The sequence below is a fragment of the Intrasporangium sp. genome, from assembly GCF_040414665.1.
GTDB lineage: Bacteria > Actinomycetota > Actinomycetes > Actinomycetales > Dermatophilaceae > Intrasporangium.
The window spans coordinates 17,346-36,608 of sequence record NZ_JBEDUL010000093.1 but is presented as its reverse complement, the minus strand read 5'-3'; the positions used below and the strand labels follow the sequence as shown (position 1 = coordinate 36,608).

Sequence of the window (19,263 nt, the reverse complement as noted above, 5' to 3'; positions counted from 1 at the left end):
TCAGACCTCGATCTCGGCCAGCGCGGCTGGAAGCTCGCTGACGAGCTCCCGGGCCAGGAAACCGACCCGGCCCACGGCTGCGGTGAGCCGCTCCCCGGCGCGGCCATGGATGAACGCGCCCCAGACGGCGGCTTGCTCCGGCGCGGCGCCACGCGCGAGCAGTCCGGCGATGGCCCCGGCCTTGGCGTCCCCGGACCCCGCGGCAGCCATCCCCGGCGCCCCGGCCTCGTTCCGCCACATGGTCCCATCCGGCCGGGCCACGAACGACGTCGCTGCACCGCCGAGGACGACTGCCATGCTCTTGCGCGCCAGCTCCGCAGCCCGGGTCCGGATCTCGCCGCCGTCTCGCGCCTCCCCCTCCCGACCAAGCGTCTGTGCGAGCTCCCGGGCGTTGGGCGTCAGCAGCGCCCGACCCGCAAGATGCTGCACGCCGTCCAGGTTCTCCGTCAGGTACGCCATGCCGAGACCGTCGATGAGCAGCACGGTGTCGAGGTGCGGCACTACGCGCTCGAGCAGCCCGAAGGCCACCTCCGGTCGCATGATCCCCGGCCCCGCGAGCACGACGTCCGCGGAACCGGCGAGCTCGAGGACCTGCTCGGCGGCCTCGGGAGCAATGTCCCCACCCTCTTCCTCGGGCAGTCCCACGACGAGGGACTCGGGCACCGCCGTTGCGACCAGGCGCGCGGTGCTGAGAACGGTCGCCACCTGGACCTTTCCCGCTCCCATCCGCAGCCCGGCCTCGGCGGCGAGCAACACCGCACCTGGCGTCTGGGCGCCGCCACCGAGGATGAGCATCCCGCCCTTGTCGTACTTGTCGCCGTACGGGTCCGGGAGCGGCCAGTCCCGCAGCACGCTCGGGGTGACGACGGTCTCGCTCATGGGGCTCGGCTGCCCGGGCGAACGCTCAGCCATCCCGCTCGCCCGTCGCCGGTGCATGCGGCTGCTCATGTGTCCTCGACACGTCGCGAGCCTCCAGATGGTCGGCGGCGCCGAAGGACTCGAGCTCGAGAGTCCCATCGCGGTCGCGGTAGGTGGTGAGGGAGCAGTTGCCGAGCGGCATCTCCCGGTCGATCTCGAGGAGCTTGGCCTCGTCCAGGCCCTCGATGATGAGCCGGAAGCTCATGATGACGGCCTGGTGTGTGAAGACCCACACGCGCTTGCCCGCGTAGTCGGAGCGAATGTCGGACAGCACGCTCCGGATGCGCAGGGCCACGTCCGTCCAGCTCTCGCCGCCCGGGGGCCGGTAGTAGAGCTTGCCGATGGCACCCCGTCGCTCGGCCTCCTCGGGGAATGCCTCCTTGATCCCGCTCCCGGTCAGCCGGTCGAAGGCGCCGAGGTCCCGTTCGCGCAGCCGCTCGTCCCGCAGCACCTCCAGGTCGCTGAACTCCGCCAACGCGATCTCGGCCGTGTCGGCGGCCCGCGCATACGGTGAGCTGAGCACGATGTCAGGGCGACTGCGGGCGTCCAGACCGGAGAGGTGGTGGGCCAGGGCGGCGGCCTGCTCTCGCCCGAGGTCGGACAGCGGGGTGTCCGGGTCCCGAGTGTCCAGGTCCAGACGACTCAGTCCCTCGCGCCGCGCCGCTTCGGCCGCGACGTTCCCGACGCTCTCGGCATGACGGACGAGAACCAGCTCGGCGGGTGCGGTGCCGCGGCCGGCTGCGATCGACGAGGACGAGCTCATGAGTACGTCCTACCCGTGCCGTGGCGCCCCTACGCTGGCGCCGTGACGTTCGTGCGTGCGCTGGTCATGCTGCTCCGGCTCCATGGCTTCCGGCGCCTGTTCCTCGCCAGGGTGACGTCGCAGGGCAGCGACGGCGTCTTCCAGGTCGCCCTCGCGAGCCACGTCCTGTTCAACCCTGAGCAGAACACCGACCCCAGACTGATCGCCTTCGCCTTCGCCGTCGTCCTGCTGCCCTACAGCATCCTGGGGCCCTTCGCCGGCACGCTGCTGGACCGCTGGCCGCGCCGGAGAGTCATCGTCGTCAGCCAGCTGGTCCGCCTCGCCGCCATGCTCACGGTCGCAGGGCTCATCGTGCTGGAGGTCACCGACCTCGGGTTCTTCCTGGCCGTCCTCCTCGTCTTCTCCGTGAACCGCTTCATCCTCGCCGGCTTCTCAGCGGCGCTGCCTCATGTCGTCGCCCGCGAGCATCTCGTCAGCGGCAACGCCGTGGCGCCGACGTCCGGGTCGGTCGCCTACTTCCTCGGGGGCGTGCTGGGCGGCGTTGTCCGGGCGCTCGGGCCGGACGCCCTCGTCGTCCTCGCCGCGGCGGCTGGAGTGCTCTCCGCCGTCTGGGCGGCCCGGCGACTGCCCTTCATCGGGCCCGATGAGCCGGGCGCCGGTCCTCGCGCGCTACACGTGCTCGCTGAAGTCGGACGCGGGCTCGCCGAGGCGGCACGGACCCTTCCCCGGCGGGCACGGCTCCTGCTGGCGCTCGTCTTCGTCTCGCGCCTGCCCTTCGGCTATGTCCTGCTGCACACCCTCCTGCTCTTCCGGGGTCCGTTCGCGCGGCCGGGGCAGGCGGTCGGAGACGTACTCGGCTTCGGCCTTGCCGCTGCTGCTGCCGCCGCCGGGTTCGGCCTGGCAGCGGTCGTGGCGCCGTGGCTGACGCAACGATGGCACCCCATCGCCTACTCGGCGCGGCTGTTGGCCCTGTCCGCGCTGGCTGCCGTCGCGCTGGCGCCCTGGCTCACCCCATGGACGGTCTCGGCGACGAACTTCGTCGTCAGCTTCGCGGCCCAGACCGTCAAGATCAGCACCGACAGCCTGCTGCAGGCCCATGTCCCCGACGCGCTCCTGGGCCGCACGTTCACGCTCCAGGACATGATGTACAACTTCGGCCTGGTCGCTGCGGCCACCCTCGCTGCCTGGACCCTGCCGCCGGGAGGCGCGACGACGTGGCCGTTCTTCGTCGTGGCGGCGGTTCTGGGCGTGCTGGCGCTGGTTCTTCCCGGACTCTGGCGCCGGGCGTCCGCCAGCGACGCGCGAGCCCCGCTGGGCAGCGGCACCTAGACGGTCGGAGGATCCCTGCAGGCACACTAGGCTGACGGCGTGCTGCCCCAGGTCACGGCGACTCGATATGTCACCCCGCTCAAGGAGGGCGGTTCGCTCCCCGGGATCGTCGAGGCCAGCGATGACGGCACCTACGTGATGAAGTTCCGCGGCGCAGGCCAGGGCCTGAAGGTGCTCGTCGCCGAGATCATCGTCGCCGGTCTTGCGCGGGCCATCGACGTCCCCGTGCCCGACCTCGCGGTGATCACCCTGGACGAGCGGATCGCGAAGTACGAGGCGGACGAAGAGGTCCAGGACCTGCTCACCGCATCTGTGGGGACCAACCTCGGCGTCGACTTCCTGCCCGGCTCCCTCGGCTACGACGGCTCCCAGCCACCGTCCGCGGACCTGGCCGAGCGCATCATCTGGCTGGACGCCCTCACCGCGAATGTCGATCGCACGTGGTCCAACCCGAACCTCCTCGTGTGGCATCGGCAGACGTACACCATCGACCACGGCGCCGCCCTCTACTTCCACCACTCCTGGCCCAGCCGGCCGCCGTCGCCCGAGCGATTCGCGGCCCAGTCGTTCGACGCGAGTCGGCACGTCCTGCGAGACGTCGCGGGCGACGTCGCCGTCCGCCACGGCGAGCTCGCGGCCCGGGTCACGCGCGAGCGGATCGATGCGGCACTCGACGACGTCCCCGACGAATGGCTCGAGACGACCCCCGACCTGCCCGACGCCCGGTCGGTCCGAGCGGCCTACCGGGCGCTGCTCGAGGCGCGTCTGGACAGCACCGCCTGGGTGCCGGGAAGGGCCGCTGCATGAAGGCCTACCAGTACGTCGTGCTCCGGATCGTGCCCCGCGTCGACCGCGAGGAGTTCCTCAACGTCGGCGTCGTCCTCTACTCCCAGGACGCCGAGTTCCTGGAAGCGGCCTGGGAGCTCGACGGGGACCGCATCGCCTCGTTCGCTCCGCACTGCGATCTCGACGGGGTCCGCTCCATGCTCCGTCGCGTCCAGGCGGTGTGCCGGGGCGAGACCGGACGAGGACTGCCCACGCTCGACAAGCCGGGCCAGCGGTTCGGCTGGATCATCGCCCCGCGGTCCACGGTGATCCAGCCAGGGCCGGTGCACGGCGGACTGACCGATGACCCGGCAGCGGAGCTCGATCGGCTCGTCGACCGCCTCGTCCGGGTGCCGCAGCCCTGACCGAGGCCGATCCCCCCAGCCCTCAGGCGTCCTCACGCACGCGTAGAGCCCACATCGCCACCGCAGAGGCGGCTGCGACGTTGAGTGAGTCCACCCCACCGGCCATGGGGATGCGGACCGTCAGGTCGGCGGCTGCCACGGTGCGCGCGCCGATCCCGTCGCCCTCGGTACCGAGCACCATGGCGACTTGCCCGGGCGGGTCCGCAGCGAACTCGTCCAAGGTCACCGAGTCGTCCGACAGCGCCATCGCCGCCACCGTCAGGCCCAGCCCGCGGAGCAGGTCGACTCCCCGGGGCCACGGGTCGATGCGCGTCCACGGCACCTGGAAGACTGTGCCCATCGACACCCGGATCGAGCGTCGGTAGAGGGGGTCAGCACACCGCGGCGTGACGAGCACGGCGTCCACGCCCAGGCCGGCAGCCGAGCGGAAGATCGCGCCGACGTTGGTGTGGTCGACGATGTCCTCGAGGACCATGACCCGGCGCGCTCCGGTGACGAGCGCAGCCACGTCGGGCAGCCGGGGCCGCTGCATCGACGCCAGCGCCCCCCGGTGCAGGTGGAAGCCGGTGAGCCGCTCGATGACGTCGTGCTGTCCCACGAACACCGGGATCCCCTGCGCCTCCACATCCGCCACGACGTCGGCCAGGTCCGCGAGCCAGCGCTGTGCCATGAGGAAGGAGCGGGGACGGTGACCCGCCGCGAGGGCCCGCCGGATCACCTTCTCGCTCTCGGCGATGTACAGGCCGCGCTCCGGCTCGGCCCGCCTCCGCAGGGCGACGTCGGTGAGCGAGACGTAGTCCTCGAGCCGCGGGTCGGCGTGGTCGGTGATGACGATCGGCACGGGCCAAGGGTAGTTGCGGTGGAGGTGCACCTCAGGCGGCGAGGGCACGGATGATGACCAGCGTTCCGGCCACCGTGCAGAAGGCGAGGACGGCGATCCGGAGCCGGCCGCTGGAGAGCAGTCGGCGAGCCGGCCCGGCCGCCGCGTAGCCGGCGACGGCGAACGGGATCCAGAGCAGCCCCGCGCGCAGCGACGCCCCGTCAACCCTCCCTCCGACCGAGAGACCGGTCAGCGAGATCAACGAGCCGATGAGGAAGAACCACGACAGCGTGGAACGGATGCGCGCCGGCGTCTCGTGCTGGAGCACGAGGGCAAAGAACGGACCGCCGATCGAGGCCGCGGTGGCGGAGATCCCCGCCACGGCCCCCGAGGCCAAGGCGTTGCCGGCATTTGCGTGGATGCTCACGCGGCTCAACGACACCGCGACGGTGAGAAGCAGCAGGACGCCCACCAGCGCCGCGATGAGGTCGACGGAGAAGGCCGCGACGACCCACACACCCACCGGCGTGAAGAGGACGCGACCGACGATGGCCCACGTCAGGGGCCGCCAGGCGATCTCGCGGGGCCCATGGACGAGCTGGACCACCGGCACGGCGAGGCTGGCGACGAGCATCGCCACCGGCATGAGCTCCGGCGCCCAGACGATGATGAACGGTGCGGCGACGACTGCGATCCCGAAGCCGATGGACCCTTGGACGAAGGCACCGAGTGCAACGGCGAGCCCGAGTGCGACGTGCACTCCCATCACGGGAACCAGATCAGCTTGACCACCGCGACGATGCCGATGACGACGATGACGGCCCGGAGGGCGTTCGGGGGCAGTCGTCGCCCGACCCTGGCACCGAGAACTCCACCGAGGGCGCTGCCGGCCGCGATGAGCACGACGACGAGCCAGTCGATGTGCTCCCGGGCGAAGACGACGAAGAGCACGGCCGCGACGAGGTTGACGACGAGGGCGAGGACGTTCTTGTAGCCGTTGAGCCGCTGCAGGGGCTCTGAGCTGAGCGCACTGAACAGACCCATGAGCAGCACGCCTTGGGCCGCGCCGAAGTACCCGCCGTACACCCCCGCGACGAGCACGCCCACGCCCATGATCGGCGCATGCCAGGCCGGCTGCTCGTGACGGTCCCTGGATGCCCAGGCCTGGATGCGCGGCCCCACGAGGACGAGGACGAGGGCGATGCCGATGAGGGCCGGCACGATCGCGTTGAAGGCACTGGGCGGGAGGATGAGCAGCAGCGCCGCGCCGATGACGGACCCGATGAAGGACAGCGGGATGAGGCGGCGCACCGTCGGTGCCTGCCCGGTCAGCTCGTGCCGATAGCCCCAGGCACCACTCGCGCCGCCCGCCACGAGCCCCACCGTGTTGGACACGTTGGCGGCAAGGGGGTTGACCCCGAAGAAGAGCAACGTCGGGAAGGTGATGAGCGTGCCGGAGCCGACGATCGTGTTGATCATGCCCGCGGCGGTCCCGGCCAGCGCGATGGCGACGGCTGACCAGAACGACACCCGGCCACCCTAGAGCAGGGGGTGGCCGGGTGTGGCGTCGTCCGTTCAGCGAGCGGGCGAGCCGTCTCCGTCCTCGGGCAGGTCCGTCCCCGGGTTCTGTGGCGCTTCGGGACCGGCCGGCCCCGCACCATCACCGTCCACCGAGCCGGGGTTCGTCATGGGCGGCGCCACCTGCTGCGGGGGCGCGGAGGGAGCCGGAGGCACCTGGTCGGCAGGAGGCTGGATGGGTGGCTGCTGGCGACTGACCGGCGCCGCGTGCTCCGTGGACTCGGCGCTGGCCTGGGCGGCCTGGCCCCGCGCCTCGGCAAGGGCCTTCGCCGGGTCCTCGAGGATCGGCTCCGCGAACGCGTCGTCCTCGGGCGGGCTCTGCTCGAACGACTCGTCAACAGCCAGCTCGGACCTGGCCTCGTTGGCGCCGAGGGCACCCCCGATGCCGCGGAGGGCGTCGGTCAGCTCCGACGGGATGATCCACATCTTGTTGGAGTCGCCCCTGGCGATCTGCGGAAGCACCTGGAGGTACTGGTAGGCGAGCAGCTTCTGGGTCGGCTTGCCGCGGTGGATCGCCCCGAAGACCTGCTGGATGGCGCGAGCCTGGCCCTGTGCCTCGAGGATCCGGGCCTGGGCGGAGCCCTCGGCGCGCAGGATCTGGCTCTGCTTCTCACCCTCCGCTTCGAGGATCGCGGACTGCTTGACACCCTCGGCCGTGAGGATGGCCGCACGCCGGTTGCGCTCGGCACGCATCTGCTGCTCCATCGAGTCCTGCACCGAGTGCGGTGGGTCGATGGCCTTGAGCTCGACCCGGTTGACGCGGATGCCCCACTTGCCGGTCGCCTCGTCGAGGACGCCACGCAGCTGGCCGTTGATCTGGTCGCGGCTGGTCAGGGTCTGCTCGAGGTCGAGCGAGCCGATGACGTTACGGAGGGTCGTCACCGTGAGCTGCTCGATGCCGGTGATGAAGTTGGCGATCTCGTAGACGGCAGCCTTGGCGTCGATCACCGAGTAGTAGATGACGGTGTCGATGCTGACGACGAGGTTGTCGGACGTGATGACCGGCTGCGGTGGGAACGTCACGACCTGCTCACGCAGGTCGATGTTGGCGCGCACCTTGTCGACGAACGGCACGAGGAAGTGGATCCCCGCCGTCAGCGTCTTGTTGTAGCTGCCGAGGCGCTCGACGATCTGCGCCGTCTGCTGCGGCACGATCCGCACCGTGCGCAGCACGATGATCAGCGCCACGACGACGATCAGGATCGGGATGATGAGTACGGGGTCCACGACCTACTCCCTGTCTTGTTCTGGTGAGCGCGCGTCCCTACTGGTCGCGCGGGTTTGGCTGCGGGCGGCGCCCGCAGAAGACGATGTTGGCGAAACAGGTGCCGGTGGCAGTCAGCTCCCGAGGATCCGGGCGCGGCTGACGACGACCGTTGCGCCCTCGATCCTGTCGACGACGACTTCCTCGCCCGGCTCGATGCTGTCGCCCGTCGTGCGGGCACTCCACGTCTCTCCCGCGAGCTTGACCCGTCCGTTGGCGGTCGTCACGCGGTCGAGCACGTACGCCGATCTGCCGAGGTTGGCCTCGGCTCCCATCGGCTCGTGCACCCCCGTGAACCGACGCTTCAGCCACGGCCGCACGGTGAAGACCAGTGCGATCGCGGTCACGGCGGCGACCACTGACTGGACGGCAACGGGTGCGCCGAGAGCGGCCGCCACCGACCCTCCGAGCGCTCCGCCGGCGAGCATCAGGAACGTGAAGTCGCCGCTTGCGGCCTCGACGGCGACGAGCAGGAGCGAGACTCCGAGCCACACGATCCACACGTAACCCTCGAACACGATGCACCCAGCCTTCGTCCGTGTCGCCACCACCCGGGGGCGACGTCTCGTTCGTCACACATGTGACGTATTCGATTCTGCCTCAGTTCCGTCGTTGTGGACTCGGGTGAGGCAACGGTCCAGTCACGACCGCGCGCGAGCCGACCACCGGTCGCCGTGTTGCTCGAGGACGAGGGGCAGCCCGAAGGTCTGCGACAGGTTCTCCTCCGTGAGGGTGATCGGGATGGGCCCCGCCGCCACGACCCGGCCCCGGCGGAGCAGGAGGACATCGGTGAACGACGGCGGGATCTCCTCGACATGGTGCGTCACGAGGACGAGAGCCGGCGCGTCGGTGTCGGCGGCCAGCTCTCCCAGCCGTCGGACGAGGTCCTCACGGCCGCCGAGATCAAGCCCCGCCGCTGGCTCGTCAAGCAGCATCAGCTCCGGATCGGTCATGAGCGCCCGGGCGATCTGGACCCGCTTGCGCTCCCCCTCGCTGAGCGTGCGGTAGTGCCGGTCCGCAAGGTGGTCGACGCCCATCGCCTTGAGCAGCTCCATCGCGCGCACGTAGTCGAGGTCGTCGTACTGCTCGCGCCACCGGCCGAGGATGCCGTAGGAGGCGGTGACGACGACGTTTCCCACGAGCTCATCGCCGGGAATCCGCTCGGCCATCGACGAGCTCGCGAGCCCGACCCGCGGCCGCAGCTCGAAGACGTCGACCGCCCCGAGCACCTCGCCGAGGACTCCCGCAACACCGCTCGTCGGGTGCAGCCGGGCCGCGGCGATCTGCAGGAGCGTCGTCTTGCCGGCTCCGTTGGGGCCGAGGATGACCCAGCGCTCCCCCTCCTCGACGTCCCAGTTCACGTCCTCGACCAGCATCGTGGTGCCTCGTCTGACGGTCACGCCGGCCAACGCGAGGACATCGCTCATGGGCATGACCCTATGCCACCTCCCGCGGGCCCCGGAGGCGCCGTGGCGGCCGACCCGCCCGCGGCCCGCGGCCTACGATGGCGCCTGATGTCCGAGCTCCCAGGATCCGTGCGGCTTGCGCTGTGGGTCACCGCGGCGTGGAACGACAAGGTCTCTCTCCGCGCCGCCCTGGCCCGCTCCTTCCCCGACGTCGACCATGTCGCCGGCGACCTGGGTCGGCTCGACGTGTGGCGTGACCTGGGGGAACGCGCCCTCTTCGTCGCGCTCCCCCGACCGGGAGACGTGAGCCGTATGCCGCAGTGCTCGCTCCCAGCCGCAGCGCTTGCTACCGAGGCGGGTGAGTGTGTCTTCGTCCCATCGGTCGGCGGCCTGCTCGTCCCCCGGCTCACGGAGTTCGGGCCGTCAGGCGACACCGGATGGCGGGTCGACTGGACGGCCCTGGACGCGCAGCCGGTGCCACGGCATCGGCTGGAGATGATCGACCTGCGAGATGTCGAGCGCACTCTGGTCACCCGCCTTCGCGAGCACACCGACGCCTTCGAGCGAGTGGGCGGGAGGCCGTGGGGGACGTCAGCCAGAGCAGAGGCCGAAACCGCGCTCGACACTCGCCCCTGGGGCCTGCCGGACGACACCCCGGCCAAGGCCTTGCGGGTCATGTCGGTGGCGGCGACGGCAGCGGTGCTTGCGGAGCGTGCTCGCCGGCTCACCAGCCTCGGGTCCGACGGGCTGGATCTGGGCACGTCCGCTCGACGTGAGTCGCTCGTGCGGTCGCTGGCTGCCGACGCGGACGACGCCCTGGCCGACGCCGCGAACGTCGCGGTGATGAGCCTCGCGGGGTGGCGCCGTGCATAGTGGGGCCATGGCCGAACTACCTCAGCTGCAACCCCTGGACGAGTCGCGCATCGAGCGCATCCTCTGCGTCGCTGCCCACCCCGACGACCTCGAGTACGGCACGGCTGCCGCCGTCGACAAGTGGGTGAGGTCCGGAAAGACGGTGACCTACCTGCTCGTGACGAGGGGCGAGGCCGGCATCGACACGATGGCCCCTGACGAGGCGGGTCCGGTCCGGGAGCAGGAGGAGCGGGACGGCGCCGAGGAGGTCGGCGTGACCGTGGTCGAGTTCCTCGACGACTTCCGCGACGGAGTCGTGGAGTACGGGGTACCTTTGCGCCGCGCGATCGCCCGCGAGATGCGGATTCGCCGGCCTGACCTGGTCGTGACGCTGACCCATGCCGAGACGGGCGCCGGTGGCTGGTTGAACCAGGCCGACCATCGTGCGGTGGGCTTGGCCACCCTGGATGCGAGGGCGGACGCCGGCAACCGGTGGATCTTCCCCGGCCTGGTCGACGAGGGGCTTGACCCATGGCAGGTGAGGCAGGTGCTCATCGTCCAGGACCCCGTGCCGACCCACTGGGTCGACGTCTCCGGACACTTCGATGCTGCGGTCGCGTCGTTGTCGGCCCATGACCGCTACCTCGAGGCGTTGGGACCCGACTACCCGAAGCCGCGGGACCTGCTCCAACAGATCCTCGGTGGACCGGCGGAGCACCTCGGCGTCGAACACGCCCTGACCGGCCGCCTCGTCAGCTGACCCGGACGTCGGGGCCGCTGCTTCGGCGACGTCGGCGCCGCCACCGAAGCACCGTCCGGACCAGCACGACGAGGACGATCGCGAGCATGATGAGCGCCGCGATGACGAGGACGGGCACGAGGATCGCGATGACGCTCAGTCCGAGCGACGCGGAGTCCTCTGCCGTCGATACGACGGGAGTGCCCATTCCCAGGGTGCCGGCGTCCACGGCGGGCCGGACGGTGAGCTTGCCGGCGTGGACGAGTCCGGAGACGACGACGCCGAGGACGACCCCGACCCACGGGTTGTCCGCCATCCAGGTCGACTGGTCGGCCTTCTCCGCGGCAGAGGTCGCGGCGACCATCAGCCCACCCATGCTCGGCCGGATGAGGGTCTGCACGGCGTCGTTGATCGTGTCGACTGCGGGGATCTTGTCGAGGACGATCTCGGCCAGCAGGAGCACCGAGCCGATGCCGATCGCCCAGCCGCTCTCGATCCACGTCAGGCTGGCCGGCAGGGTGATGACGTCGGTGAAACGCGCGGCGATGGCGACGACGAGGAAGGGGATGTAGGCGTTGAGCCCCGCAGCGGCGGACAGTCCCATGCCCGTGAGCATCTCGACCACTGCCGACCTCCGTCTCGGGCCCGGCGTCCCGTCAGGTCATTTGTACTGCTTGGGAGTGGCCCGAAGCGGGATCCCGCGCCAGTCGCGTGCTCGCGATACCGACGTGATACCCGCGCACCCACGGTGGAATGCGTCAGTTCGGACAGGGGGGCGCTGAAGCGAGGGAACGACCATGGAGAGGCTCACGACCTGGAGCTCGTCGGAACCCGGCGAAACCGTCCGGTGGTCGGCGTCAGCGTCGTCGGGTTGAGCGAGGCGATCTGCGGCTGTTCCTCTCGGGCCAGAACGGCAGCGTGGGTCTGCTCGACGTCGCCAGTCGCACGTGGAAGCGACGCTGCGCTGGGAGCTGGCCCAGCGGCATACGGGATGGCGGTGTCAGCCCCCGAGGACCGCGCGGTACACGTCGAGGGTGCGGTCGCCGATCGACGCCCACGAGAAGGACTCCACCGCGCGACGCCGACCGGCTGCGCCGAAGGCGCGGGCCCGGTCCACGTCGGACACCGCGTCGATGAGTGCGGCGGCGAGGTCGGCGACGAAGCGATCCGAGTCGATCGGCGTCCCGGTGCCGTCCTGGACCTGCTCGATGGGCACGAGCCACCCCGTCTCGCCGTCGACGACGACCTCCGGGATCCCTCCGGTGGCGGTCGCGACCACCGGGAGCTCGCAGGCCATGGCCTCGAGGTTGACGATGCCCAAGGGCTCGTAGACCGACGGGCAGGCGAAGACCGTGCCGTGCGAGAGGAGGGCGCTGACCTCGGCCCGGGGCAGCATCTCGGCGATCCAGACGACTCCCTGTCGCTGGGTGCGGAGCGACTCCATGAGGCCCTCGACCTCCGCCATGATCTCCGGAGTGTCGGGCGCACCCGCACAGAGGACGAGCTGCACATCCGGTGGAAGCTCAGCGCACGCACGCAGGAGGTAGGGCAGGCCCTTCTGGCGGGTGATGCGACCGACGAACACGACCGACGGGCGGTCCGGGTCGACGCCGTGCCGCTCGACGATCGCGCGGGCGTCGGGCGAACGGTCGGCCAGCCAGAGCTGCGAGTCGATGCCGTTGTGCACGACGTGGACCCGGTCGGGGTCGAGGGACGGGTAGCACTTGAGGATGTCCTCCCGCATGCCGGCGCTCACCGCGACGACACCTGCTGCCGCCTCGTAGGCGGTGCGCTCCGCCCACGAGGAGACTCGGTACCCCCCTCCCAGCTGCTCAGCCTTCCAGGGGCGAAGGGGCTCGAGCGAGTGGGCGGTCACGACGTGCGGCATTCCGCCAAGGAGTGCGGCGAGGTGGCCGGCGAGGTTGGCGTACCACGTGTGCGAGTGGACGAGGTCGGCCCCGACGCAGTCACCCGCCATGGCAAGGTCGACCCCGAGGGTCTGGATCGCGGCGTTCGCATCGGCGAGTTCCGCGAGGTCGCCGTAGACCTGGGTGCCCGGCTCGTCCCGTGGGGCTCCGAAGCACCGGACCTGCACGTCAAGGTCTCCACGGACGCGCAGGGCACGCACGAGCTCGGCAACGTGGACGCCCGCTCCTCCGTAGATCGCCGGTGGGTACTCCTTGCTCAGGATGTCGACGCGCACCGCTCGAGCCTAGCCCGCACGGCGGCCGATACCCGGCTGAAACTGGCCTCCCGTGCTGCGCCAGCCCAGCGGCATACGGAATGTCGTGGTTGGTGCGGACGCGACGCGCCCCGATCCGGGCAAGCCTCCCCCGCCGGGGCATTCCCGCCTAGGGTGTGGACATGGCGCGCCGAAGCCCGAACTCCAACCGCAAGGTGCTCGCGATCGTCTTGGCAGGAGGAGAGGGCAAGCGGCTCATGCCGCTCACCGCTGACCGGGCCAAGCCGGCGGTCCCGTTCGCCGGCATCTACCGCCTGATCGACTTCGCCCTGTCCAACGTCGTCAACTCCGGCTACCTCCAGGTGGTTGTCCTGACGCAGTACAAGTCCCAGAGCCTCGACGCGCACGTCACCAAGACGTGGCGCATGTCCACCCTCCTGGGCAACTACGTGACGACCGTGCCGGCCCAGCAACGGGTCGACAAGAACTGGTTCCTCGGGAGCGCGGACGCGATCTACCAGAGCCTCAACCTCATCGACGACGCGAAGCCCGAGATCGTCGTCGTCGTCGGGGCAGACCACGTCTATCGCATGGACTTCAGCCACATGGTCGAGCAGCACATCGAGAGCGGTGCCGGGTGCACCGTCGCTGCGATCCGACAGCCGATCTCGCTCGCCGACCAGTTCGGCGTGATCGAGGTGGACGAGAGCGACCCGACGAAGATCGCCGCGTTCCTCGAGAAGCCCACGGAGACGCGTGGACTGCCGGACGCCCCCCACGAGATCCTCGCGTCGATGGGCAACTACGTCTTCACGACCGAGGCCCTCATCGACGCCGTCACGCGCGACCGCGACAACGCGGAGAGCAAGCACGACATGGGCGGCAACATCGTGCCCGACTTCGTCTCTCGCGGTGACGCCGCGGTCTACGACTTCAAGGACACGCCCGTACCGGGTGCGACCGACCGCGACCGCGGCTACTGGCGCGACGTCGGCACCATCGAGTCCTACTACGACGCGCACATGGACCTCGTGTCGATCCACCCGGTCTTCAACCTCTACAACTACGAATGGCCCATCTACACGCAGCACCAGCCCTATCCCCCGGCCAAGTTCGTCCACGGCAGCGGCGACCGGATCGGCGAGGCCCTCAACTCGGCGGTGTCCCCCGGGGTCGTCGTGTCCGGGGCCCACATCTACGCGTCGGTCCTGTCTCCGCTCGTCCACGTCCACTCGTATGCCAGCGTCCAGGGGTCGGTCATCCTCGACGGCGTGCAGATTCACCGCCATGCCCAGATCCGGCGCGCGATCATCGACAAGAACGTCGTGGTGCCGGAGGGCGCGCAGATCGGGCTCGACCGGGACCACGACGTGGCCCGGGGCTTCCACGTCACCGAGACGGGGATCGTCGTCATCGGCAAGGGCCAGACCGTCGTCCGGTGAGTGCCGCCCCACGCAACCTGGGTGAGCAGGCGGTCGAGCTGCTCGAGGAGCTCCTCGCGATCGACTCCGTCAACCCCGGGCTCGTCGACGGAGCGCCCGGGGAGTCGGCGATCGTCGAGCACCTGCGGCGGCGGGCCGACAGGGCCGGGTTCACCACGCTCGTCGTGACCCCGGACGGCCATCCGGACAGGCCGAGCCTGCTCGCCTGGCACCACGGTTCGGCGCCGGGTCCCTGCCTCCTGCTCAACGGCCACCTCGACACCGTCGGCGTCGCCGGGATGGCCGAGCCGTTCAGTCCGCGGATCGACGGTGACCGTCTCCTCGGCCGCGGCGCGGCGGACATGAAGGGCGGAGTGGCTGGCATCGTGGTCGCCGCCGAGGAGCTCGCCCGGCGCGGGCGCACCTCTGTTGTGCTCGCGCTCGTCGCGGACGAGGAGGACCGGAGTCTCGGCACCGAGACCGTGCTCGCCCAGCTGGAGGCCACCGGTCTGCGACCCGACCTGGCTCTCGTCGCCGAGCCGAGCAACCTCGACCTCACCGTCAGCCTGCGCGGGTTCGCCGTCGTCGAGGTCGAGTTCGCGGGACGGGCGGCGCACGCGTCCCAGGCGGACGAAGGGGTCGACGCGGTGGCACACCTGGGACGGTTCCTGGGCGCCGTCGCGGCCGCACGGGCGCCGATCCGGGCCCGCGGTGGGGAGCTCCTCGTCAGCGTGGTCCGCGGCGGCAGTGCTCCCTTCACCGTCGCGGACCGGGCACTCGCGATCATCGAGCGCCGGACCGCTTCCGCCGAGTCGTCGACGGGGACGCTCGCCGAGGTCGAGACGCTCCTGGCGCGGCTGCGCGACGAGGACCCGACGGTGACGGCCACCGCGCAGCTGGTCGTCGCCCGTGAGTCGTGGATGCTGCAGCCAGCGGGGCCGGCGCGGACCTTTGCGACCGTCCTCGACGAACGGCTCGTCACGACTCCGGGCCGGACGGGCACGGACTTCGCGGCGCCCTACTGGATGGAGGCACCGCTCTTCGAGGAGAACGGGATCCCCGCGCTCGTCTGTGGACCGTCAGGAGGAGGGCTGCACTCGGTCGACGAATGGGTCGACCTGCGACAGGTCCGCGCCTTCCCCGAGGCCATCGTCGCGGCCGTCGAGTCCCTCGGGGAGGGGTTCGATGCCCACTGATCCACGGGGTCTGCGTGACGACGCGCCCCTGCTCGACGCGTGGCTGCGCTTCCCGGAGAAGGCGCCGACCCCCTTCACGATTCCCGGCCACAAGCACCGGACCAACCTGGTGGGCGATGTCGTGGCCGGGGACGTGCCGCTCTACGGCGGCCTCGACACGGTGAAGCTGACGAGCGGCGTCCTCGCCGACGCGGAAGCGCGGGCTGCCGACCTGTGGGGTGCCGACGTGTGCCGCTTCTCGGTCGGCGGTTCCACGCATGCGAACCAGGCCCTCGCGCTGGCCATCGGGTCCGAGGGCGACCAGGTCCTCGTCGGGCGCACGCTCCACCGATCGGTGCTCCTCGGTCTCGTCCTCGCCGGGCTCGAGCCGGTCTGGCTCCGGCCGGACCTCGACGCAGCGACCGGCCTTCCCCTCGGCGTGAGTCCTGCCGCTGTGGCGGACGGCTTCCGCCGGGCACCGGACGCGGTCGCCGTCCTCGTCGGTGACCCCGCCTACGTCGGGACGGTCGGCGACGTCGCCGGGCTCGCCGAGGTGGCGCACCGACACGGCCGGCCGCTCATCGTCGACGCTGCGTGGGCGGCCCACTTCGGCTTCCACCCGGCGCTGCCCCAGCACGCCCTCGCGCTCGGCGCCGACGCGCTCGTGACCTCGGCGCACAAGACGCTGCCAGCGTGGTCGCAGGCGGCCTATCTGCTCGCTCGCACCGACCGGATCGACCCGGCACGGCTCGACGCGGCGGTCGAGGCAACCCATACGACGAGCCCGGCCGGCGCCATCCTGGCCAGCGCCGACGCGGCCCGCGCCCTGCTCGCCCGGGACGGTCTCGAGCTGCTCGGCGCCCTCGTCGATCGCGTGGCTCGCGCCCGGGCCCGGTTCTCGGTCATCCCGGGCCTCGTCGTCCTTGACGGGCCGCACGTCGACCCGGCCAAGCTGACGCTCGTCCTCGGCGGAACGGGAGCCGATGGCATCCGCGTCGAGCAGGACCTCATCGCGGAAGGTCTCCCGGTGGAGATGGCCGACCGGGACACGATCGTCGCGCTGGTCACGATGGCCGATGACGACCTCAGTGTCGGTCGGCTCGCCGACCGCCTCATGACGGCTCTGGAGCGCCACCGCGGCGCGCCACGTCCTGTCGCGCCCGCAGCGGCGTGGAACGTCGACCCGATCGTCGTCACGACGCCGCGAGCGGCGTTCTTCGCACCGCACGAGACGGTCCCGACGGACGCTGCGGTGGGGCGCACCTGCGCCGAGCTCGTCGCGCCCTACCCGCCGGGAGTCCCGGTGCTGGCACCCGGCGAACAGGTCACGACAGCAGCGGTGGAGGCGCTGAGAACGGCCCAGAGGCACGGGACCCGGGTCGCGTACGCCTCCGACCCAACCCTGCAGACCCTCCGCGTGCTCCGGGCCGACGGCGCAGGGCACGGTTGACCACTCAACCGAGCCCAGCGGCATACGATCCCATCCGTGGAGGAGACATGAGCTCGACGGCACCGACCAGCGTGACGGACCCGAGGCCGGCGCGGGTCGCGTTCCAGATCCCGCCACAGCATGCCTCGTGGTCGCAGATCCGTTCTCTCGCAGTGACACTCGAGGAGCTCGGGGCGGACATCCTCTTCACATGGGACCACTTCTTCCCGTTGAATGGCGACCTCAATGGGGCCCACTTCGAGGCATGGACGATCCTCGCGGCCTGGGCGGAGGTCACCGAACGGGTCGAGATCGGCTGCCTCGTGACGGGGAACTCCTACCGGAACCCTGACCTGCTCGCCGACGTCGCACGGACCGTTGACCACGTCAGTGGTGGGCGCCTCATCCTCGGGATCGGGTCCGGGTGGGCACAGCGTGACTATGACGAGTACGGCTACGCGTTCGGGACCGCAGGGAGCCGTCTCGACGACCTCGCCAAGGACCTGCCGGTCATCCGTCGGCGGTGGGAGCGGCTCAACCCCCAGCCGACGCGCGACATCCCGATCCTCATCGGCGGTGGGGGTGAGCGCAAGACGCTGCGGATCGTCGCCGAGCACGCGACGATCTGGCACGGTTTCGGCGACGACCACGTCATCGCTCACAAGCACCGGGTGCTCGACGAGTGGTGCCGGAGGCGCGGGCGCGACCCGCTGGACATCGAGCGGTCCGCCGGCGTTGCCTTCGTGCCCGGCCGCAACCCGGACCAGCGGGCGGACTACGCCGGCAACGCTCAGCGGCTGTACGACGTGGGCACTCGCCTGTTCACCGCCAGCATCTCCGCGACTGATCCGGACCTAAGTCGGGTCCGGGACCTGCTCCAGTGGCGGGACGAGACCAACGCGGTGTGACCGGTCGCATGCCGGATCGATGCGTCGCCCGGGAGCCCGGCTGGCTAGCCTTTCGACCGTGGCGAGCGAGCACGTCCAGACCCTGAGCCTGACGCTGACGGGAGACGACCGACCAGGTGTGACGAGCACCATTCTGGGGGCGATCAGCGGGACCGGTGCCGAGGTCCTCGACATCCAGCAGGTTGCCGTGCACGGGCACCTCACCCTCGCCCTGCTCCTCGATCCCGGTGACCACTCCGACGACCTGCGCGACGCCGCGGCGGTCGCGGCACACCGGCTCGGGCTCTCCCTCACCGTGCTCGAGGGCAGCGGTGACAACGCACGACCGCGACAGGGCCGCGCCGCCGTCGTGGTCCTCGGCGCTCCCCTGCTCGCCGACGCCGTGGGCCTCGTCACGGCGCAGATCGCCGACCACGGCGCGAACATCGACCGGATCCGGCGGCTGTCGCGCTACCCGGTCACGACGGTCGAGTTCGACATCAGCGGCGCCTTCGTGCCCGCGCTCCGCAACGAGCTGGCCCTCGTCGCAGCGTCGTCGGCGATCGACATCGCGGTCGCTCCCGGCGGGCTGGCCCGACGCGGACGGCGCCTCGTGGTCCTCGACGTCGACTCGACGCTGATCCAACAGGAGGTCATCGAGATGCTCGCGGCCCACTGCGGGCGCGAGGACGAGGTGGCTGCCGTCACCGCTCGTGCCATGGCCGGCGAACTCGACTTCGAGCAATCGCTCCGCGCTCGGGTGGCTACCCTTGCGGGCCTCCCTGAGTCGGTGCTCGCCGAGGTGCGGCAGGAGATCGTCCTGACGCCGGGAGCCCGCACTCTCGTGCGGACCCTCAAGCGCCTCGGGTTCACGGTCGGCCTCGTCAGCGGTGGCTTCATCGAGATCGTCGGCGGCCTGGCGGCCGAGCTCGGGATCCACCATGCGCGTGCCAACCGGCTCGAGATCCGCGACGGCGTCCTCACCGGTGGCCTCGTGGGCGAGGTCGTCGACCGCGCCGGCAAGGCGGCCGCCCTGCGGGAGTTCGCGACGCTGGAGGGACTGCCGCTGAGCCGGACCGTGGCCATCGGTGACGGCGCGAACGACCTGGACATGCTCCACATCGCGGGCCTGGGCGTCGCCTTCAACGCCAAGCCGCTCGTCCGCGAGCAGGCGCACACGAGTGTCAACGTGCCGTATCTCGACTCGGTGCTCTACCTGCTGGGCATCACGCGCGAGGAGATCGAGGAGGCGGACCTGGACGACGGGACCCCGACCGCCGCTCCGCCGGTGCCCGGGGTTCGCCCCTGAC

20 protein-coding genes are annotated in these 19,263 nt (G+C 70.9%); 10 read left to right on the top strand and 10 right to left on the bottom strand.

Annotated elements, in window-relative coordinates:
* Together ABF401_RS10490 and ABF401_RS10485 are read right to left on the bottom strand one after the other, a co-directional pair.
* Positions 1-879 carry an NAD(P)H-hydrate dehydratase gene (locus ABF401_RS10490; RefSeq protein WP_353509503.1) on the bottom strand — a complete coding sequence of 293 codons (879 nt, stop codon included), beginning with the start codon at positions 877-879 and terminating at the stop codon, positions 1-3.
* Between the two features lie 25 nt (positions 880-904).
* A complete protein-coding gene (locus tag ABF401_RS10485) occupies positions 905-1,681 on the bottom strand; it encodes a histidine phosphatase family protein (protein WP_353509502.1) in 777 nt (258 codons plus the stop codon).
* 42 nt (positions 1,682-1,723) lie between these two features.
* Between ABF401_RS10485 and ABF401_RS10480 the strand changes: the two genes are divergently transcribed.
* The 3 genes from ABF401_RS10480 to ABF401_RS10470 are packed head-to-tail and all read left to right on the top strand — an operon-like array spanning position 1,724 to position 4,200.
* Positions 1,724-3,010 (top strand): MFS transporter, encoded by a 1,287-nt coding sequence (locus ABF401_RS10480; protein ID WP_353509501.1) that lies wholly within the window; start codon positions 1,724-1,726, stop codon positions 3,008-3,010.
* Between the two features lie 39 nt (positions 3,011-3,049).
* Positions 3,050-3,817, top strand: a complete 768-nt coding sequence (locus ABF401_RS10475; protein WP_353509500.1) for a HipA family kinase — start codon at positions 3,050-3,052, stop codon at positions 3,815-3,817.
* A complete protein-coding gene (locus ABF401_RS10470) occupies positions 3,814-4,200 on the top strand; it encodes a DUF3037 domain-containing protein (protein ID WP_353509499.1) in 387 nt (128 codons plus the stop codon). The genes ABF401_RS10475 and ABF401_RS10470 overlap by 4 nt, the downstream gene beginning before the upstream one ends.
* Before the next feature lie 22 nt (positions 4,201-4,222).
* Here ABF401_RS10470 and ABF401_RS10465 read toward each other — a convergent pair whose 3' ends face one another.
* The 6 genes from ABF401_RS10465 to ABF401_RS10440 all read right to left on the bottom strand — a co-directional run bounded on the left by ABF401_RS10465 (position 4,223) and on the right by ABF401_RS10440 (position 9,289).
* Complete coding sequence (locus ABF401_RS10465) at positions 4,223-5,041, bottom strand: TrmH family RNA methyltransferase (protein ID WP_353509498.1); 819 nt, start codon at positions 5,039-5,041, stop codon at positions 4,223-4,225.
* Between the two features lie 31 nt (positions 5,042-5,072).
* Complete coding sequence (locus tag ABF401_RS10460) at positions 5,073-5,786, bottom strand: TSUP family transporter (RefSeq protein ID WP_353509497.1); 714 nt, start codon at positions 5,784-5,786, stop codon at positions 5,073-5,075.
* Positions 5,786-6,550: a sulfite exporter TauE/SafE family protein gene (locus tag ABF401_RS10455; protein WP_353509496.1), complete on the bottom strand. Its 765-nt coding sequence runs from the start codon at positions 6,548-6,550 to the stop codon at positions 5,786-5,788. Before ABF401_RS10455 ends, ABF401_RS10460 begins: the two co-directional genes overlap by 1 nt.
* Before the next feature lie 45 nt (positions 6,551-6,595).
* The gene (locus ABF401_RS10450; RefSeq protein WP_353509495.1) at positions 6,596-7,825 is read right to left on the bottom strand and encodes an SPFH domain-containing protein; all 1,230 of its coding nucleotides are present in this window, start codon (positions 7,823-7,825) and stop codon (positions 6,596-6,598) included.
* A gap of 111 nt (positions 7,826-7,936) precedes the next feature.
* The gene (locus ABF401_RS10445; protein ID WP_353509494.1) at positions 7,937-8,380 is read right to left on the bottom strand and encodes an NfeD family protein; all 444 of its coding nucleotides are present in this window, start codon (positions 8,378-8,380) and stop codon (positions 7,937-7,939) included.
* 123 nt (positions 8,381-8,503) lie between these two features.
* Positions 8,504-9,289, bottom strand: coding sequence for an ABC transporter ATP-binding protein (locus tag ABF401_RS10440; protein ID WP_353509493.1), 786 nt, complete (start codon positions 9,287-9,289; stop codon positions 8,504-8,506).
* A gap of 87 nt (positions 9,290-9,376) precedes the next feature.
* On the opposite strand from ABF401_RS10440, the gene ABF401_RS10435 reads away from it, so the two are divergent.
* Together ABF401_RS10435 and ABF401_RS10430 are read left to right on the top strand one after the other, a co-directional pair.
* Positions 9,377-10,141, top strand: coding sequence for an Rv1486c family protein (locus ABF401_RS10435; RefSeq protein WP_353509492.1), 765 nt, complete (start codon positions 9,377-9,379; stop codon positions 10,139-10,141).
* A 7-nt stretch (positions 10,142-10,148) separates the two neighbouring features.
* Positions 10,149-10,880, top strand: a complete 732-nt coding sequence (locus ABF401_RS10430) for a PIG-L deacetylase family protein (protein ID WP_353509491.1) — start codon at positions 10,149-10,151, stop codon at positions 10,878-10,880.
* Here ABF401_RS10430 and ABF401_RS10425 read toward each other — a convergent pair.
* Together ABF401_RS10425 and glgA are read right to left on the bottom strand one after the other, a co-directional pair.
* The gene (locus ABF401_RS10425) at positions 10,873-11,484 is read right to left on the bottom strand and encodes a DUF4126 domain-containing protein (RefSeq protein ID WP_353509490.1); all 612 of its coding nucleotides are present in this window, start codon (positions 11,482-11,484) and stop codon (positions 10,873-10,875) included. The two genes, ABF401_RS10430 and ABF401_RS10425, sit on opposite strands and share 8 nt — an antisense overlap.
* Before the next feature lie 375 nt (positions 11,485-11,859).
* A complete protein-coding gene (gene glgA / locus ABF401_RS10420) occupies positions 11,860-13,062 on the bottom strand; it encodes a glycogen synthase (RefSeq protein ID WP_353509489.1) in 1,203 nt (400 codons plus the stop codon).
* A gap of 161 nt (positions 13,063-13,223) precedes the next feature.
* Here glgA and glgC point away from each other — a divergent pair, with 161 nt between their 5' ends.
* From glgC to serB, 5 genes are read left to right on the top strand one after another with little or no spacing between them, the layout of a single operon-like run.
* Positions 13,224-14,483: a glucose-1-phosphate adenylyltransferase gene (gene glgC, locus ABF401_RS10415; protein WP_353509487.1), complete on the top strand. Its 1,260-nt coding sequence runs from the start codon at positions 13,224-13,226 to the stop codon at positions 14,481-14,483.
* Positions 14,480-15,658 carry a M20/M25/M40 family metallo-hydrolase gene (locus tag ABF401_RS10410; RefSeq protein WP_353509486.1) on the top strand — a complete coding sequence of 393 codons (1,179 nt, stop codon included), beginning with the start codon at positions 14,480-14,482 and terminating at the stop codon, positions 15,656-15,658. Before glgC ends, ABF401_RS10410 begins: the two co-directional genes overlap by 4 nt.
* Positions 15,648-17,087, top strand: coding sequence for an aminotransferase class I/II-fold pyridoxal phosphate-dependent enzyme (locus ABF401_RS10405; RefSeq protein WP_353509485.1), 1,440 nt, complete (start codon positions 15,648-15,650; stop codon positions 17,085-17,087). The genes ABF401_RS10410 and ABF401_RS10405 overlap by 11 nt, the downstream gene beginning before the upstream one ends.
* Positions 17,088-17,134: 47 nt before the next feature.
* Entirely contained in the window at positions 17,135-17,974 is an 840-nt protein-coding gene (locus ABF401_RS10400) for an LLM class F420-dependent oxidoreductase (protein ID WP_353509484.1), read from the top strand.
* 58 nt (positions 17,975-18,032) lie between these two features.
* Positions 18,033-19,262 carry a phosphoserine phosphatase SerB gene (gene serB, locus ABF401_RS10395; RefSeq protein ID WP_353509483.1) on the top strand — a complete coding sequence of 410 codons (1,230 nt, stop codon included), beginning with the start codon at positions 18,033-18,035 and terminating at the stop codon, positions 19,260-19,262.
* The last annotated feature ends 1 nt before the right edge of the window (position 19,263 follow it).

Bases quoted from the DNA above. Each gene is read 5' to 3' on its own strand.
- ABF401_RS10430 (WP_353509491.1), top strand. From the start codon at position 10,149: ATGGCCGAACTACCTCAGCTGCAACCCCTGGACGAGTCGCGCATCGAG.
- ABF401_RS10405 (WP_353509485.1), top strand. From the start codon at position 15,648: ATGCCCACTGATCCACGGGGTCTGCGTGACGACGCGCCCCTGCTCGAC.
- ABF401_RS10460 (WP_353509497.1), bottom strand. From the start codon at position 5,786: ATGGGAGTGCACGTCGCACTCGGGCTCGCCGTTGCACTCGGTGCCTTC.
- ABF401_RS10435 (WP_353509492.1), top strand. From the start codon at position 9,377: ATGTCCGAGCTCCCAGGATCCGTGCGGCTTGCGCTGTGGGTCACCGCG.
- glgC (WP_353509487.1), top strand. From the start codon at position 13,224: ATGGCGCGCCGAAGCCCGAACTCCAACCGCAAGGTGCTCGCGATCGTC.
- ABF401_RS10440 (WP_353509493.1), bottom strand. From the start codon at position 9,289: ATGAGCGATGTCCTCGCGTTGGCCGGCGTGACCGTCAGACGAGGCACC.
- ABF401_RS10470 (WP_353509499.1), top strand. From the start codon at position 3,814: ATGAAGGCCTACCAGTACGTCGTGCTCCGGATCGTGCCCCGCGTCGAC.
- ABF401_RS10490 (WP_353509503.1), bottom strand. From the start codon at position 879: ATGAGCGAGACCGTCGTCACCCCGAGCGTGCTGCGGGACTGGCCGCTC.
- ABF401_RS10485 (WP_353509502.1), bottom strand. From the start codon at position 1,681: ATGAGCTCGTCCTCGTCGATCGCAGCCGGCCGCGGCACCGCACCCGCC.
- ABF401_RS10400 (WP_353509484.1), top strand. From the start codon at position 17,135: ATGAGCTCGACGGCACCGACCAGCGTGACGGACCCGAGGCCGGCGCGG.